This is a genomic window from Streptomyces sp. NPDC034085 (genome assembly GCF_055575555.1).
Genome location: NZ_JBVISL010000005.1, coordinates 504,183 through 518,586, shown reverse-complemented (window position 1 = coordinate 518,586; position 14,404 = coordinate 504,183). Strand labels below are relative to the sequence as shown.

The following is a 14,404-nucleotide window of genomic DNA, read 5'->3' as shown; positions in this document are numbered from 1 at the left end:
CTCCGCCTTCGCCACCTTCGCCCCGAACGGCCACGGGGGCCTACGCCTGCCGCCGGGGGCAGCCGCGGAGTGGGCGGGCCCAGGCGACCGCCCACAACCCCGCCAAGGGCACCAGAGCGGCCACCCGCCCGCCGGAGGGCGGTCCGATCACCACGCGCGCACGGCCCGGAGGCCACCAGCGCACGAGCACCGCCCACGAGACGGCAGCCTGCCAACGGCGAGAAGGCGGACGCCAGGCCGCCCCCGGCGGAAGGGCGGTCGCCCGCCCGCCGGAGGCGGCGCGCCGGCCGCAGCGCGGTGCCGCTTCGGCGGCTACGGCAGGGCGGTCTTCCGGCCGCCGCCCACGTGGGCGGCGTCGGCGGCCGCCGTGCCGTCCTCCCAGCCCGCGTGGTCGGTGGCTCCGCGCAGCCGCGTGGTCGTGGTCCGGGGGAACATCTCGTCGGCCCGCGCGCCGACCGCCACGTCCCGGGCCACCAGGGCGGGCAGGTTGTCCGGCGCCTCGGTGGCCGTGTGCTCGGCGGTCTCGGCGAGCCGCCGCCCGAGCCGGCTGGCGTAGGCGAGCAGGAAAGACTGCCGGAAGGTCTTGGTCCGCTTTCGTCCGCCCGCCCGCTGGGCGGCCTCGGCCCGGGTCATCGCCGCCGTGCCCTGCACCAGCAGCGAGGTGTACAGCAGCTCCACCGCCTCCAGGTCGCTCTCGAAGCCGACCACCGTCGAGAACTCGAAGCCGCTGTTCCACACCGCTCGGCAGCGGTTCGCGGTCGCCACCGCGTCCAGCAGCACCGCCTTGGCCTCCTCGTACGGCGGCTCGACCCCGATCCGGCACGCGCCGGGCACCTGCGCCGGGCCGCCGCCGCGCACCGCCAGCAGCGCCTCGTCCACCGTGTGCCGGGCCATCAGCTCCTGCGCCTTCGCGCTGAGCGCCTCCGCCTCTTCCGGGTACGTCGTCGCCTCGGCCTTCGCCAGCAGCGCCCGGATCCGACCCAGCATGCGCGGCTCGATGTGGGCGTGCTCCGCCAGGGCGTCGGCCGGGTCACCGGGCAGCGGGCCCACCGGCTCGATGGAAGGCAGCCGGATCAGCAGCCGGAACACCTCCAGGACGGCGGTGGCGAGGGTGAACCGGTCGGACCTCTCGCGGCGCGCGAGGCCGTCGGCGTACTCCTCGTCCGCCGTCCACCACACCTCGGGCGCGCCCCACCGCTGCGGCAGCCGCGCGTACCGCCGCGCCTCGGCGGCGATCACGTCCTCGGCGATGCGCAGGTGCACGGGGTCGAGGTCCCGCCGCACCAGCCGCAGCACGTCGGCCGGCTGCCAGCCGCGCTCCCAGGCCTGTCGTACGTACGCCTCCCCGCGCGCCAGCAACTCCCGGCCGACCCCGCCCCACTGCCCGCCGTCGGCGACGAGCACGGAGGCCCCGGTGTCGAGCCCGGCGTCGTCCTGGGCGTAAAGGGCGGCCGCGAAGGCCCGGTCGACGATCTCGGCACACTGAGTCACCCCTTCAGCTTTACACGCCGACCGAACGCCCCTCCCGGCGCGTACGAAGCCCCAGGAACCGGAGTGCCCCCGGGGTCCCCGACGCAACCGCCCCGCACCCCGGGGCACAGCCCCTCGGGGGGCCCGGGGCCCAGCCCCGAGGGGAACGGGGGCACAGCCCCGGGGAACGGGGGCCCAGCCCCGAGGGGAACGGGGGCACAGCCCCGGGGAACGGGGGCCCAGCCCCGAGGGGAACGGGGGCACAGCCCAGGGGGCCCGGCCGGGGCACAGCCCCCCGGGGGGCCGGGGCACGGCCCCGGGGAACGGGCGAAGGGTGGGGAGGGGCCCGCACCGCGCAGCGGCCACCCCGCCCGGCACCGGCACCGGCACCGGCACCCACGGCGCCCCGAGCACAACCCCACACGGCTCGGGGCGCACCCCCACCCGACCCGGGCGCAGCCAACGGGGGACCCGGGGCGCAGCCCCACCGGGGCCCGGGCCGCGGCCCCGGAAAACGGGCGGGGGGTGGGAACGGGCACGCACCCCGCAGCCGCGGCCCCGCCCGCCCCCGGCACGGGACCGGCGCGCCCGCCCCGCCCACTGTCAGACCCCGGTGGGACACTCGCACTCGTGAGCGACCACCCCACCACCCCCTGGGCCCTCGCCGAAACCGCCGACGGCCAGTGGCACGCCACCCCCGTCCTCCCCGGAGCCCCCGCGCCCCGCGGCCCCCGCACCAGCACCGCCACCCCCGCCGAGGCGATCCGCTCCGCCCCCGCCGGCACCCGCTGGATCTGGCGGTCCACCGCGGCCGTCTACCCCCGACTCCTCGCCGCCGGCACCCGCGTCGAACGGTGCTACGACATCGAGGACGCCGAGCAGCTGCTCCTCGCCCACGAGGGCCGCTCCGGCGAGCCCCGCTCGGCCGCCGCCGCCTGGGCCCGGCTCAATGACGCCCCCGTCCCGCCGGACCCCCCGCAGCGCGCCGCCGAGCCCGCCCGCGCCGCCGCGCAGGACTCCCTCTTCGACTTCTTCGACCCCCAGCCGGCCGCCCCGCTCCCCCTCGACGCCCTGCTCGCCGTCCACGCCGACCAGGCGCGCCGGACCGCCGCCACCGCCCACCCCGACCGGATGCGCCTGCTCACCGCCTCCGAGTCGGCCGCGTTCCTCGTCGCCGCCGAGATGCACCGGGCGGGCCTGCCCTGGCGGGCCGACGTGCACCGCGCCCTGCTGACCGAGCTGCTCGGCGAGCGCTACGCGGGCGGGGGCGAGCCCCGCCGCCTGGCCGAGCTCACCGACCGAATCTCCGCCGCGTTCGGCCGCCGCGTGCGCCCCGAACTGCCCGCCGACGTCATCAAGGCCTTCGCCGAGGCCGGGATCAGGCTCAGGTCGACCCGCCGCTGGGCGATCCAGGAGGTCGACCACCCCGCCGTCGCGCCGCTCCTCGAGTACAAGAAGCTGTACCGGATCTACACCGCCCACGGCTGGTCCTGGCTCGCGGACTGGGTCCGCGAAGGCCGTTTCCGCCCCGAGTTCATCCCCGGCGGCACCCTCACCGGCCGCTGGGTCACCAACGGCGGAGGCGCCCTGCAGATCCCGAAGGTGATCCGCCGGGCTGTCGTCGCCGACCCCGGCTGGCGGCTCGTCGTCGCCGACGCCGACCAGATGGAGCCCCGCGTCCTCGCCGCGATCTCCCGCGACCCGGCCTTCATGGAGGTGGCCGGACGCCCCGAGGACCTCTACACGGCCATCTCCCGCCAGGGCTTCTCCGGCGACCGGGACAAGGCCAAGATCGCCGTCCTCGGCGCCGTCTACGGCCAGACCTCCGGCGACGGCCTGAAGAACCTGGCCGCGCTGCGCCGCCGCTTCCCCCGCGCCGTGGCGTACGTCGACGACGCGGCCCGGGCGGGCGAGGAGGGGCGGCTCGTACGCACCTGGCTGGGCCGCACCTGCCCGCCGCCGGCCGGCGCCGCCGAGGCCGACGAGGCCGGGATCCCGCAGGAGCGCGCGGACGCCGAGGACGCGGGCTGGACCCCGGGCCACGCCTCGACCAACACCCGGGCCCGCGGCCGGTTCACCCGTAATTTCGTCGTACAGGGCAGCGCGGCCGACTGGGCCCTGGTCATGCTCGCGGCGCTGCGCCAGGCCACCGCGGGGATGCGCGCCGAGCTGGTGTTCTTCCAGCACGACGAGGTGATCGTGCACTGCCCCGCCGAGGAGGCGCAGGCCGTCGCCGAGGCGATCCGCACCGCCGGCGACCTGGCCGGCCGCATCACCTTCGGGGACACCCCGGTCCGCTTCCCGTTCACCACCGCGGTCGTGGAGTGCTACGCCGACGCCAAGTGACCTCCGCCGGCTCCGTCAGCGCTCCCACACGTCGTCCCAGAGCGGGTTCAACGCGACCTTCTTCAGCTGCTCCACCGTGAGCACGGGCGCCGTACGGCTCGCCGGACCCGACTGCTTCGGGGCGTTGAACGCCGAGACCGTCAGGCGCACCCCGTCGGGGCGCAGGGCGTCCACCGACCAGCGGACCACCCCCGGCGCGCCCTGGCCGGCGGGGCCCTGCGACGCCTTCAGCCGGATCCCGCCGGGCTGCGCGGCGGCGTCGGCCGGGAAGCCGCTGCTGTCGGCGGGCCGCTGGACGCGGAGCTCGATCAGCGAGCGGCCCTGGCCGTCGTCGAGGACCACCCAGCCGTAGCCGCCGTCGCCGCCCTTGTCGGCGACCGGGATCTCGAACTCGCGCAGCAGGTGCTCCAGCTGGTTCTCGGCGTCGAGCTCGGGCGATGTACGGCCCGTGTTCTCCGAAGGGGCGGGCGGCAGGTCGTCCAGGGCCGGGCGCCACTTGTCCGAGACCACCAGGGCCTTCATCTGCGCCATGGTCAGCGGTGGTTCGGGGCGGGTGACGGGAACCCCCTTGCCCTGCGTCGCATTGGCCTCGGAGGCGTCGATGAGGAAGCCCTGCGGGGTGGCGAGGGTCGCCCGCCAGTCCTTCACCGACTTGCGGGCGTCGTCGTAGTCGTAGGACTGGATCAGCAGCAGCCGGGAACCGTCGGGCAGTACCTCTTCCTTGCAGGAGTCGTACGCCACGTTCTTGCGGTCGGGGCAGGTGGTCATCTCGCGGGCCATCGCGCCGGCCGGGTCGATGCGGGTGAGCAGGACGCCGACGCGCCCCTTGCCCTTCCCGTCGTCCACCAGCCCCCGGGCGCTGGGGGCCTGGTCATCGGTGCCCCGGCTCTCGATGTCCGTCACCTGGCCCACCGGTACGAGCGACCTCAGGATGGCGGCCATCTGCCCGGCCGTGACCGCCCCCGTGCCCGCCCGCGCCTGCGGGTCGGCGCCACCGCCCGGTCTGGCCGGTCCCCGGCCGGGCAGGTCGGGCGCCGCCGCGACGTTGCCCGTGCCGTCGCCGCCGATCAGACCGCCGGTCCAGGCTCCGGCCGTGCCGACCAGGGCCAGGGCCAGCACGGAGCCGCCGGCCACGGCGGCCCGGCGGCGGGCCACCAGCCGGCGTCCGCGCCGCTCCCCCGCCTCCAGCAGGGCCTGCGGGTCCGGTGTGAAAGCGGCACCCGCGCTCCGGAGGGCTTCGCCTAGCTCGTCTTCAAAGGGCATGGGGAACCAGACCTTCCACTTGGTTGGCGGAGAGAGGGGACGGGGCGGACGCGAACGGCGCCGCCGCCTCAGTGGCCCGCGAACTCGGCAAGGGTGCCGCCCAGTTGCCCCCGCAGCCGGGACAGCGCCCGGGACGCGCGGGTCCGTACGGCCGCCGAGCTGACCTTCATCGCCTCGGCGGTCTCCTCGACGCTGCGGTCCTCCCAGTACCGCAGCACCAGCACGGCCCGGTCCTTGGGCGCCAGCCGCCCCAGGGCCTCCAGCAGCGTCAGCCGCAGCGCCGGATCAGCGCCGCCCGCCGCCGGCTGCACGCCCCCGGCATCGGGGAACTCCCCGACCGGGCGCTCCCCCGCCGACCTGCGGCGCTGGTGCGTCAGGAAGACCCGTACCAGCACCGTCTGCGCGTACGCGGCCGGGTTGTCGATGCGCGCGATCCGACCCCAGAGCAGGTACATCCGCCCCAGGGTCTCCTGTACGAGGTCCTCGGCGAGGTGGGTGTCCCCGCTCGCCAGCAGGCAGGCCGACCGGTACAGATGCCCCGACCGGCCTGCCGCGAACTCGCGGAACCCGTCTCTGCGACCCTGCCGCATGCACTCCCCCTCGCGTCCGTCTCACCCCATCGACGCGACGGCCCCCGGGAAATGTTTCACCCGTGATTTCGGGGGGCAGGGCGGAGGGCTCCTCAGCCGAGGTCGTGGAAGTACACGTGGAACTCCTCGCGCACGAAGCCCTCGGACTCGTACAGCCCCTGCGCGACGTGGTTGTCGTACGCGGTCTCCAGCTGCACCCCCGCCACTCCGGCCTCCCGCGCCCGGCGCAGCACCTCGCGCAGCAGTGCCCGGCCGGCGCCGGTACGGCGGCCGGCGGGGGCGACGTACAGGTCGTTGAGGATCCACGCCGTGCTCAGGGTGAGGGAGGAGAACGCCTGGTAGACCTGCGCGAAACCGACCGTGCCGGCGACGCCGGGCGCGTCGGCGAGCAGTACCAGCGACTCCCCCCTGGCGATGCGCTCGGCGAGGAACTGCCGCGGGCCGTCCGCGGCCTTGACGTCCACCTCGTAGAAGTCGAGGTAGCCGCGGAACAGGTCCGCGGCCGTGTCCAGGTCCGCCTCTCCCGCCACGCGGAGCACGACGCCGGAGCCCTCGTCCGTGATCGTGCTGCCGATGCCGTTGCCGATGCCGTCCTGGGTTTCCGACTGACCGAACATGCGTTTCTCCTTGATCCACTCGCGCGACGTGGTCCATTGTGCGCGGGGAACAGGAGCCGTTGCAGGTGCGGTCGTCCCGGCCGGCCGGGACGTGCTCGGTTCAGTGCCCGGTCACGGGCTGGGCGGGCAGCGAGAACACGTGCTGCGGGGTGACGATCTTCGTGATCGCCTCACCGAACAGGGTGCTGGGCTCGGAACCCTCGTAGCCGATGTCCGTGTTCAGCATGACCACCAGGGTCGCCTGCGACTGCGGGAGGTAGACCACCAGGTCCTGGTAGCCCGGCAGCGATCCGTTGTGCCCGATCCAGCCCTGGACGTTGAAGAGGCCCAGGCCGTAACCGGTACCGGGCAGCGCCGACACCACCTTCAGCCGCTGGGCCTGGGTGGCGGGGGTCAGCAGGGTCCCGGTGGCCAGCGTCTTGGCCCAGCTCCGCAGGTCGGGGAGGTCCGAGACCATCGCACCGGCCGCCCAGCCCCAGGAGGGGTTCCAGTCGGTGGCGTTCTCCGTCTTCCCGGAGGCCGTCTGGTCGGTGTAGCCCTGCGCGTGCGGGGCCGGGAACTCCGCACCGGTCGGGAAGAACGTGTGCCGCAACCCGGCGGGTTTGACCACCTGCTCGTTGATGTAGCGGTTCAGCGGGGTCCCGCTCACCTTCTCCACCACCAGCCCCAGCAGGATCAGGTTGGTGTTGCAGTAGTCGAACTTGGCGTTCGGCTCGAACTGCACCGGATGTTTGAAGGCGTATCCGAGCAGCTCCTGCGGGGTGAAGGGGCGCCGCGGATCGGTCGTCAGCGCCTTGAAGAAACCTTCGTCCTCGGAGTAGTTGAACAGCCCGCTGCGCATCCCGGCCAGTTCGCGCAAGGTGATCCGGTCGCCGTTCGGCACCCCGGCGACGTACTTCCCGATGGGGTCGTCCAACCCCACCTTGCCGGCGTCGACCAGCTGCAGGACGGCCGTCACCGTGAAGGTCTTCGTCACGCTGCCGATCCGCTGGTTCATGTCGGCGCGCATCGGCGCGCCGGTCGCCTTGTCGGCCACACCGAAGGACCGCACGTACTCGCCCTTGCCGGGGGCGGACAGCGCCACGACCACACCCGGCACCCGCGCCTCCTTCAGCACCTTCTGGACGGCCCCGTCCAGCTGCGCCGCCACCGCCGGCGTGAGCTGCGGGAAGTCGTCGGCCGCCGGAGGCGGCGGAGTGACCGCGGGCGCCGCCTGAACGGTCGCGGGCGCCGCCGTCTCCCACGCGTACCCCGCCCCGACACCGACGGGGACCATCACCAGCCCGACCGCGGCCGCCACGACCGCCGCACTGCGCCACCGTGTCGTCATGCCCGGCCTCCTGCCATGCGCCGCCCAGGCCCCCGACCCACTGCCGTGTCCCTCCCAAACTAGACCCGCCCCCGCGCGTGCGGCGACCCGAACCCGGGCCCTCACCACCGCCCCGCGAGCAGGCCCCCCTATCCCCGGCCGGGGCGCTGGAGCAACCCGCTCTCGATGGCCGTGACGACCGCGTGGGTACGGTCGCTGACGTCCAGCTTGGCGAAGACCCGCAGCAGGTGGGTCTTCACCGTCGCCTCCGCGATCACCAGCCGCCGGCCGATGTCCGCATTGGACAGCCCGTCCGCCACCGCGTTCAGCACGTCCAGCTCCCGGGAGGTCAGGGCCACGGGAGCCGGGCGGCGTATGCGGGCGACGAGGCGCTCCGCGACCCGGGGGGCGAGCACCGTCTCCCCCCGGTGCGCGGCACGGATGGCGTCGACGAGCTGCTCGCGGGTCGTGTCCTTCAGGAGGTATCCGACGGCCCCCGCCTCCACCGCCCGCTCGATCTCCGCGTCCGTGTCATAGGTGGTGAGGATCAGCACCCGCGTCCCGGAGGGGCCGGCGACGATCTGCTCGGTCGCGGCGACCCCGTCGAGCACCGGCATCCGCAGGTCCACCAGCGCCACGTCGGGGGCGAGGGCGGTGACGAGCTCGATGGCCTCCCGGCCGTTGCCGGCCTCGCCCACGATGTCGATGGCCCGCTCCGGGGCCAGCAGCGCGACCACTCCGGCACGCATCACCGTGTGGTCGTCCACGACCACCACGCGGATCGTCTCGTCCTCAACCGTCATGTCGCACCTGTCCGTTGTTGCCGTGGGGGATCGTGGCGAGGACGCGGGTCCCGTCCCCGAGGGAGCTGGTGACCGTGAGCGCTCCGCCGAGCTCGGCCATCCGTTTGCGCATGCCGTCGAGCCCGAAACCCCGGGAGTCGTCGACCACGAAGCCGCGGCCGTCATCCGTGATCTCCAGCTCGACGGCGTCGGGCAGCCCGGCCAGGACCACGCCCACCGTCGAGGCTCCGGCGTGCTTGCGTACGTTGGCCAGCGACTCCTGCGTACAGCGCAGCAACGCGATCCGGGTCTGCTGGTCGCATGCGATCTCCGGCAGTTCCGCCTCGACCGTGAGCCCGGTGTCCTGCGCGAACCGGTCCAGGGTCCGGCGCAGGGTCGCGGCCACCGACCCCGGGGTGAGGCCGCTCTGCGGCGCGGACCCTACGAGAACCCGCGCCTCGGCGAAGTTCTCCCGGGCGGTCCGCTCGATGGACAGCAACTGCTGAGCCGCCCGCTCCGGTTCCGTACGGACGCCCGCACGGGCTGCCTCCGCCAGGACGATGATCGAGGCGAAGCCCTGGGCGAGCGTGTCGTGGATCTCCCGGGCGAGTCGTTCCCGCTCTGCGGTGGCGCCCTCCCTGCGGTGGGCCTCGGCGAGTCGCTGCCGGGTGTGCTCCAGCTGCTCGCTCAGCCTCAGCGCCCGTGCTTCCGCGTCCTCCATCAGCCGGTGGACCAGCATGCCGACCAGCACTCCCGTCGCGTATCCGATGAGCGTGAAGACCCCGTTGCCCGTCAGTACGTCGGCGCTGCGCACCGAGCTGCCGGCCACCGTCGCCGCGGCCGCCGCCCCACTGAGGACGATCGCGGCCCGGGCCGTCGCCGTGAAGATCCAGAACTGCGGGAGGGAGACGATGAACAGTGCCGCTCCGCCGCCCGGCAGCCAGCCCATCGCGCCCAGCCCCGCCGCCAGCACCCACAGGTACCGCTCGGGCCGCAGGACCGGATTCTGGGGGAAGAGCCGGACCACCGCGTGCCCACCGGCCAGCACCGCCAGCACCGCAAGCGACGCCCACTTCGCCGGACCGGCGTCATCCACCACGGCGACGGCCGAAGGAGCCAGGCCGAGGACGAACCACATCACGGTGTGGCCCAGATGGAGGTCGGCGATCCACAACCTGGCTGATGCGGCTGGGGGTTGGCTCATCATGTCAGCCTACTTTTTCGAGAGACGGGAGCTCGGGGGACACCGTCCGCTGAGCAGCGCGCATGCCGCGCGAAGGCCACCAGTTCCACGCGCCGAGCAGCAGCATCAAGGACGGCAGCACCAGGATCCGGATGACGAAGGCGTCGAGGAGGACCGCCACCGCCAGGCTGAAGCCGATCTGCTTCATCTCGATCAGGTGCAGCGCGGCGAAGCTGGCGAACACCGTCACCATCACCACGGCCGCGCTGGTCACCACGCCCGCCGAGCTGCCGATCCCGTCCAGCACCGCCTTGCGGGTGGGCACCCCGGCCAGTGCCCCCTCCCTGATCCGGCTGATGACGAACACCTGGTAGTCCATCGACAGCCCGAAGAGGATCACGAAGAGGAACAACGGCACCCGGGAGCCGATCGACCCCGTGGAGGTGAAGTCGAGCATCCCCTCCGCCCAGGTCCCCTGGAAGGCGAGCACCAGCACACCGAGCGAGGCTCCGGCCGAGAGCAGGTTGAGCACCACGCCGACCAGCCCGAGGACCACCGAGCGGAACGCCCACACCGTCATGCCGAAGGTCACCAGCAGCAGCGCCCCGATGATCAGCGGCAGCTTCCGCTTCTGGTGCTCGGGATAGTCGGCGTAGCGGGCCACGTCACCGGTCACGGCGATCCGGGCGCCGGCCACCTTGCCGACGGTGGCGGGCACCAGTTCGCTGCGCAGTCGCCGCAGCGAGCCCTGCGCCTCCTCGGTGCTCACGTAGTGCGGGACCGCCAGCTCCAGGAGGCTGGTCCGGCCGTCCTGGGAGGTCCGTACACCCGCCTGCCCTCCTGCCCGTCGCGCCAGCTCGTCCAGGGCCGCGCCCACCTCGCCCGCCTGCTCCTCCCGGGCCCGTACGACGACCTGGTTCATGGCCTTGAGCTCGGGGAAGGCCGCGTTCAGCCGGTCGTACGTCTGCATGGCGGGTATGGCGCGGGAGTGCGTCTCACGGCCCATGTCGGTGAGCTTCAGGCCGAGCAGCGGAGCGGACAGGGCGAGCATCGCGAGGACGGACACGGCCAGGGTGACGCCGGGCCGCCGGCTGACGGGCCGCAACACGGCGGCGGTGAGCCTCCCGCCCCAGGCGCGGCTGCCGCCGCCCCGCCGCCGGGTCCGGGCGCCCTTGCGTACGGCCCGGCGCTCGGCCCGCTCGCCGAGCTTGGCCAGCAGCGCGGGCAGCACGGTCAGCGAACTGGCCACCGCAACCAGGGTCACGACGATCGCGCCGGTGGCGATGGAGGAGAAGATGACGTCGTCCGCCAGGTACAGGGTGGCGCTGGAGACCGCGACGGCCAGCCCCGAGAGCACCACGGCCCGGCCGGAGGTGGCCGCAGCCAGCTCTACGATCGCCCGCGAGTCGAGACGGCCACCCGCCTTGGCCCGCTCCTCCCGCTCCCGCTTGAGGTAGAAGAGCGTGTAATCCACGCCCACCGCGAGCCCGATCAGCAGGATCACATTGGTGCCGACCCCGGCGTCAGGGAAGACGTGCGAGGCGAGCATCGACAGGCCGACGGCCCCGATGATCGAGGAGAGCGCCAGCAGCAGCGGCACCAGGGCCATCACCACGGAGCTGAAGACCAGCAGCAGCGTGACCAGCGTGACCGGGAGCGCGATGACCTCGGTGCGGGCCAGGTCGTCCCCGCGCAGCCTCTCCACCCCCTTGCCGATGGAAGGACTGCCGACCTCCTCCACACGCAGCTCCGGATGCGCGGACTGCACCTCGGCGGTCGCCGCGAGCAGCGGGTCCACGTGCCTCTTGCCCTCGAGCTCCGGCCCCTTCATGGTCACGTCGACCCGGACCGCGGAACCGTCGGCCGCTGTCACCGGATCGGCGACAGCCAGCACCTCGGGCAGCGCCCGCATCCGCTCGGCCACCTCCCGCGCCGCGGCCCCGGGCGGGCTCCCACCCCCGCGAGAGGTGATCAGCACCCGCTCCAGCGGCCGCTGCTGGAGCCCGCCTTCGGCTGCCAACGCCTCCGCCCGGCCGGCCTCGCCTATCCGGAAGTCCTCACTCGTCGCCGGGTTGCCGCCGACGGCGATCCCCGCGCCCAGGCAGAGAGCGACGAACAGGAACCATCCGACGATGGCGCGCCACGGATGTGCGGCGCTCCAACGGGCCATGCGTACAGGGAGATTCGTCATGCATCCATGCTGGCCAAGCAGCCCCGGCGCCCGACAGCCTCGACCGACTGAACTCGTTGTCCACCGGTCGATGGACCCCCAAAGAGCCCACCCCGCTCAACCGACCGCGTCAGGGCGGAGCCGGCCGCGGGGAACAGACCCGCCGAACGCCCGGGACCGGCTCCCGTCAGATCCGGACAGACGCGACAATGCCTTCGTGAACCAGCTGCGCGGGCGTCCCACACGCGCGGGCAGGCCCCTCCATTGCGTCACGCGCCCTACGGCCGCCGCTCTTCCGCCGAACCGACCTTTTCGATCAACTGGGAGAAGGACTTGACCGTCGACGACCGGCGCCTACTGTCTCTGCTGCGGAACCTGGATGACGCAGAACACCGGGAATTCCCAAGGGACTACGACCATGCCGCCACCCGCGCCCGCTTCGATCGGCTCGCCGCAGACATCGATCAGGCATTCGACTGCGCATGCTCCGTTGACCGGGGAGTGCAAGATGCCAGTTTCCACGGCGACATCGTCATCCCATCCATCGCCACGAAGAGCAGGGACCTTGTCGTCGTCCGCTTCAGCAACTTCGGGTCCTTGATCGCTGCGGGTGCGGGAGGTGTCAGAGCCGACACGGGGGAGCCCGCCGACGGGCTGCATGACGAGGACCGCAGCCGGATCGAAGCCGCCTCAGAGGCACTCGGCTGCGTCTGGATGCCCCGCCGCGTGCTGAGGAAGCGGTACGGCGGTCCTACAGAGATGGACGACTGGCAGCAGCTGTGGTGGCACCGCTTCTTCGACTACACGTGACCGGTCGGCGCATGCGCCGACCGGTCCCTGGAAATAGCAAAACCCCCAGGTCACGGCGAGTGAGTCCTGAGGGTTCTACAGAGCCGCCTTCGGGATTCGAACCCGAGACCTACGCATTACGAGTGCGTTGCTCTGGCCAACTGAGCTAAGGCGGCATCGCTGGGGAGACAAGAATTTCCCTGGAAGGAAGCTCTCATCAGCAGCGGCGCCAAGTCTACAGGGTTAAACCGGGTGCCCCGAACCAGGGCGGGCGGAGGTCAGCAGCGCTTGCCGTCCGCAGGGGGCACGCCCTGCAGGAGGTAGCGGTTGATCGCGGTGTCGACGCAGTCGCTGCCGCGGCCGTACGCCGTGTGGCCGTCCCCGTCGTACGTGAGGAGGGTGCCCGAGTCCAGTTGGCCGGCCAGGGCCTGGGCCCACTTGTACGGGGTCGCCGGGTCCCGCGTCGTGCCGACCACCACGATCGGGGCCGCGCCCGCCGCCTTCAGCGGCTTCGCCTGGCCGGTGGCCTTGACCGGCCAGTAGGCACAGTTCAGCGAGGCCCAGGCCAGGCCGGTGCCGAAGACCGGGGAGGCCTTCTCGAAGGAGGGCAGCGCGGCGTCCACCGCCTCGGGACCGCTGAAGGCCGGCGGCTGGTCGAGGCAGTTCACGGCGGCGTTGGCGAACATGAGGTTCGCGTACGTGCCGTCCGCCTCGCGCTCGTAGTAGCTGTCGGCGAGGGCCAGCAGGCCGGCCCCGTCGCCGTTCATCGCGTCGGTGAGGGCCTCCCGCAGCTGCGGCCAGGCGCTCTCGTCGTACAGCGCCGCGATCACCCCCGTCGTCGCGAGGGACTCGCCCAGCGGACGGGCCGGGTCACCCGAGGGGACGGGCTGGGCGTCGACCTTGCGGAAGAACTCCTTCAGGCGCTGCGCCACCGCGTCGGGGCCGCCCTGGCCCAGCGGGCAGCCCGCCTGCTTCGCGCAGTCCTTGGCGAAGGAGCGGAAGGCGGTCTCGAAGCCCGCCGTCTGGTCGCGGTTCAGCTCCAGGGCCGACCGGGAGGGGTCCATCGCGCCGTCCAGGACCAGCCTGCCCACACGGGCCGGGAAGAGTTCCGCGTACGTGGCGCCGAGGAAGGTGCCGTACGAGGCTCCGACGTAGTTGAGCTTCTCGTCGCCCAGCACCCCGCGGAGCATGTCCATGTCCCGGGCGGCGTCCACCGTGGCGACGTGCGGCAGGACCCGCTTCGAGCGCGTCTCGCAGCCCGCCGCGAACTCCTTGAACGCGGTCACCAGCCGGGCGCGCTCCGCCTGGTCGTCCGGCGTCTGGTCCACCTGGGTGAAGCGGTCCATCCCCGGCCCGGTCAGGCACTCGACGGGGCTGCTGCGGGCCACCCCGCGCGGGTCGAAGGAGACCATGTCGTACTGGGCGCGCACGGGCGCCGGGTAGCCGATGCCCGCGTACGCCTGGAGGTAGCCGATGCCGGAACCGCCGGGGCCGCCGGGGTTGACCAGGAGGGAGCCCAGCCGCTTCCCCGGGCCGGTGGCCGGGCGACGGGCCACCGCGAGCTCGACGTCCTGGCCGGAACCCGGGTCCGCGTAGTCCAGCGGCGCCTTCAGGGTGGAGCACTGGAAGCCGGGGACACCGCAGTCACGCCAGGTCAGCTTCTGGCTGTAGTACGGGCGCAGCGCCTCCGGGACGGCGGTGGACGGCGCCGCGGGGGCCGCCTGCGGCTCCCCGGAGGTGCACCCGGAGATCAGCAGCCCGGCGGCTGCGATCGCGGTCCCGGTGGTGCGCAGCAGGCTCCTGGTGTCCATGCGGCGAGCCTACGTGCTGCCGAGGGCCCCCGTCGGGTGTCCGGGATCCGCCCGGCCGTCCGCCGACCGGGCGG

11 protein-coding genes and 1 tRNA gene are annotated in these 14,404 nt (G+C 73.5%); 2 read left to right on the top strand and 10 right to left on the bottom strand.

The genetic code is table 11. The features are described from left to right. Positions 1 to 312: 312 nt before the first annotated feature. Positions 313 to 1,491: a DUF2786 domain-containing protein gene (locus ACZ501_RS21105; protein ID WP_468797272.1), complete on the bottom strand. Its 1,179-nt coding sequence runs from the start codon at positions 1,489 to 1,491 to the stop codon at positions 313 to 315. Positions 1,492 to 2,100: 609 nt separating this feature from the next. Between ACZ501_RS21105 and ACZ501_RS21100 the strand changes: the two genes are divergently transcribed. Next, a complete protein-coding gene (locus ACZ501_RS21100) occupies positions 2,101 to 3,816 on the top strand; it encodes a bifunctional 3'-5' exonuclease/DNA polymerase (RefSeq protein ID WP_468797270.1) in 1,716 nt (571 codons plus the stop codon). Between the two features lie 15 nt (positions 3,817 to 3,831). On the opposite strand, the gene ACZ501_RS21095 is transcribed toward ACZ501_RS21100, so the two are convergent. The 7 genes from ACZ501_RS21095 to ACZ501_RS21065 all read right to left on the bottom strand — a co-directional run bounded on the left by ACZ501_RS21095 (position 3,832) and on the right by ACZ501_RS21065 (position 11,751). After that, positions 3,832 to 5,079, bottom strand: coding sequence for a hypothetical protein (locus ACZ501_RS21095; RefSeq protein WP_468797268.1), 1,248 nt, complete (start codon positions 5,077 to 5,079; stop codon positions 3,832 to 3,834). A gap of 68 nt (positions 5,080 to 5,147) precedes the next feature. Continuing rightward, positions 5,148 to 5,669: a SigE family RNA polymerase sigma factor gene (locus ACZ501_RS21090; protein ID WP_468797266.1), complete on the bottom strand. Its 522-nt coding sequence runs from the start codon at positions 5,667 to 5,669 to the stop codon at positions 5,148 to 5,150. Between the two features lie 92 nt (positions 5,670 to 5,761). Beyond that, positions 5,762 to 6,286: a GNAT family N-acetyltransferase gene (locus ACZ501_RS21085; RefSeq protein WP_468797264.1), complete on the bottom strand. Its 525-nt coding sequence runs from the start codon at positions 6,284 to 6,286 to the stop codon at positions 5,762 to 5,764. 100 nt (positions 6,287 to 6,386) lie between these two features. Continuing rightward, positions 6,387 to 7,616, bottom strand: a complete 1,230-nt coding sequence (locus ACZ501_RS21080; RefSeq protein WP_361600771.1) for a serine hydrolase domain-containing protein — start codon at positions 7,614 to 7,616, stop codon at positions 6,387 to 6,389. 128 nt (positions 7,617 to 7,744) lie between these two features. Continuing rightward, positions 7,745 to 8,398 (bottom strand): response regulator transcription factor, encoded by a 654-nt coding sequence (locus tag ACZ501_RS21075; protein WP_361600768.1) that lies wholly within the window; start codon positions 8,396 to 8,398, stop codon positions 7,745 to 7,747. Beyond that, positions 8,388 to 9,581: a sensor histidine kinase gene (locus ACZ501_RS21070; RefSeq protein ID WP_361600765.1), complete on the bottom strand. Its 1,194-nt coding sequence runs from the start codon at positions 9,579 to 9,581 to the stop codon at positions 8,388 to 8,390. The genes ACZ501_RS21075 and ACZ501_RS21070 overlap by 11 nt, the downstream gene beginning before the upstream one ends. A gap of 4 nt (positions 9,582 to 9,585) precedes the next feature. Then, positions 9,586 to 11,751, bottom strand: a complete 2,166-nt coding sequence (locus tag ACZ501_RS21065; protein ID WP_468797262.1) for an MMPL family transporter — start codon at positions 11,749 to 11,751, stop codon at positions 9,586 to 9,588. Between the two features lie 312 nt (positions 11,752 to 12,063). Here ACZ501_RS21065 and ACZ501_RS21060 point away from each other — a divergent pair, with 312 nt between their 5' ends. Further along, positions 12,064 to 12,540 (top strand): hypothetical protein, encoded by a 477-nt coding sequence (locus ACZ501_RS21060; protein WP_361600759.1) that lies wholly within the window; start codon positions 12,064 to 12,066, stop codon positions 12,538 to 12,540. Between the two features lie 81 nt (positions 12,541 to 12,621). Here the strand turns inward: ACZ501_RS21060 and ACZ501_RS21055 are convergent. Together ACZ501_RS21055 and ACZ501_RS21050 are read right to left on the bottom strand one after the other, a co-directional pair. Continuing rightward, positions 12,622 to 12,695: transfer RNA gene (locus ACZ501_RS21055), tRNA-Thr, on the bottom strand. A gap of 102 nt (positions 12,696 to 12,797) precedes the next feature. Beyond that, complete coding sequence (locus ACZ501_RS21050; protein ID WP_468797260.1) at positions 12,798 to 14,330, bottom strand: alpha/beta hydrolase; 1,533 nt, start codon at positions 14,328 to 14,330, stop codon at positions 12,798 to 12,800. Positions 14,331 to 14,404: the final 74 nt, after the last annotated feature.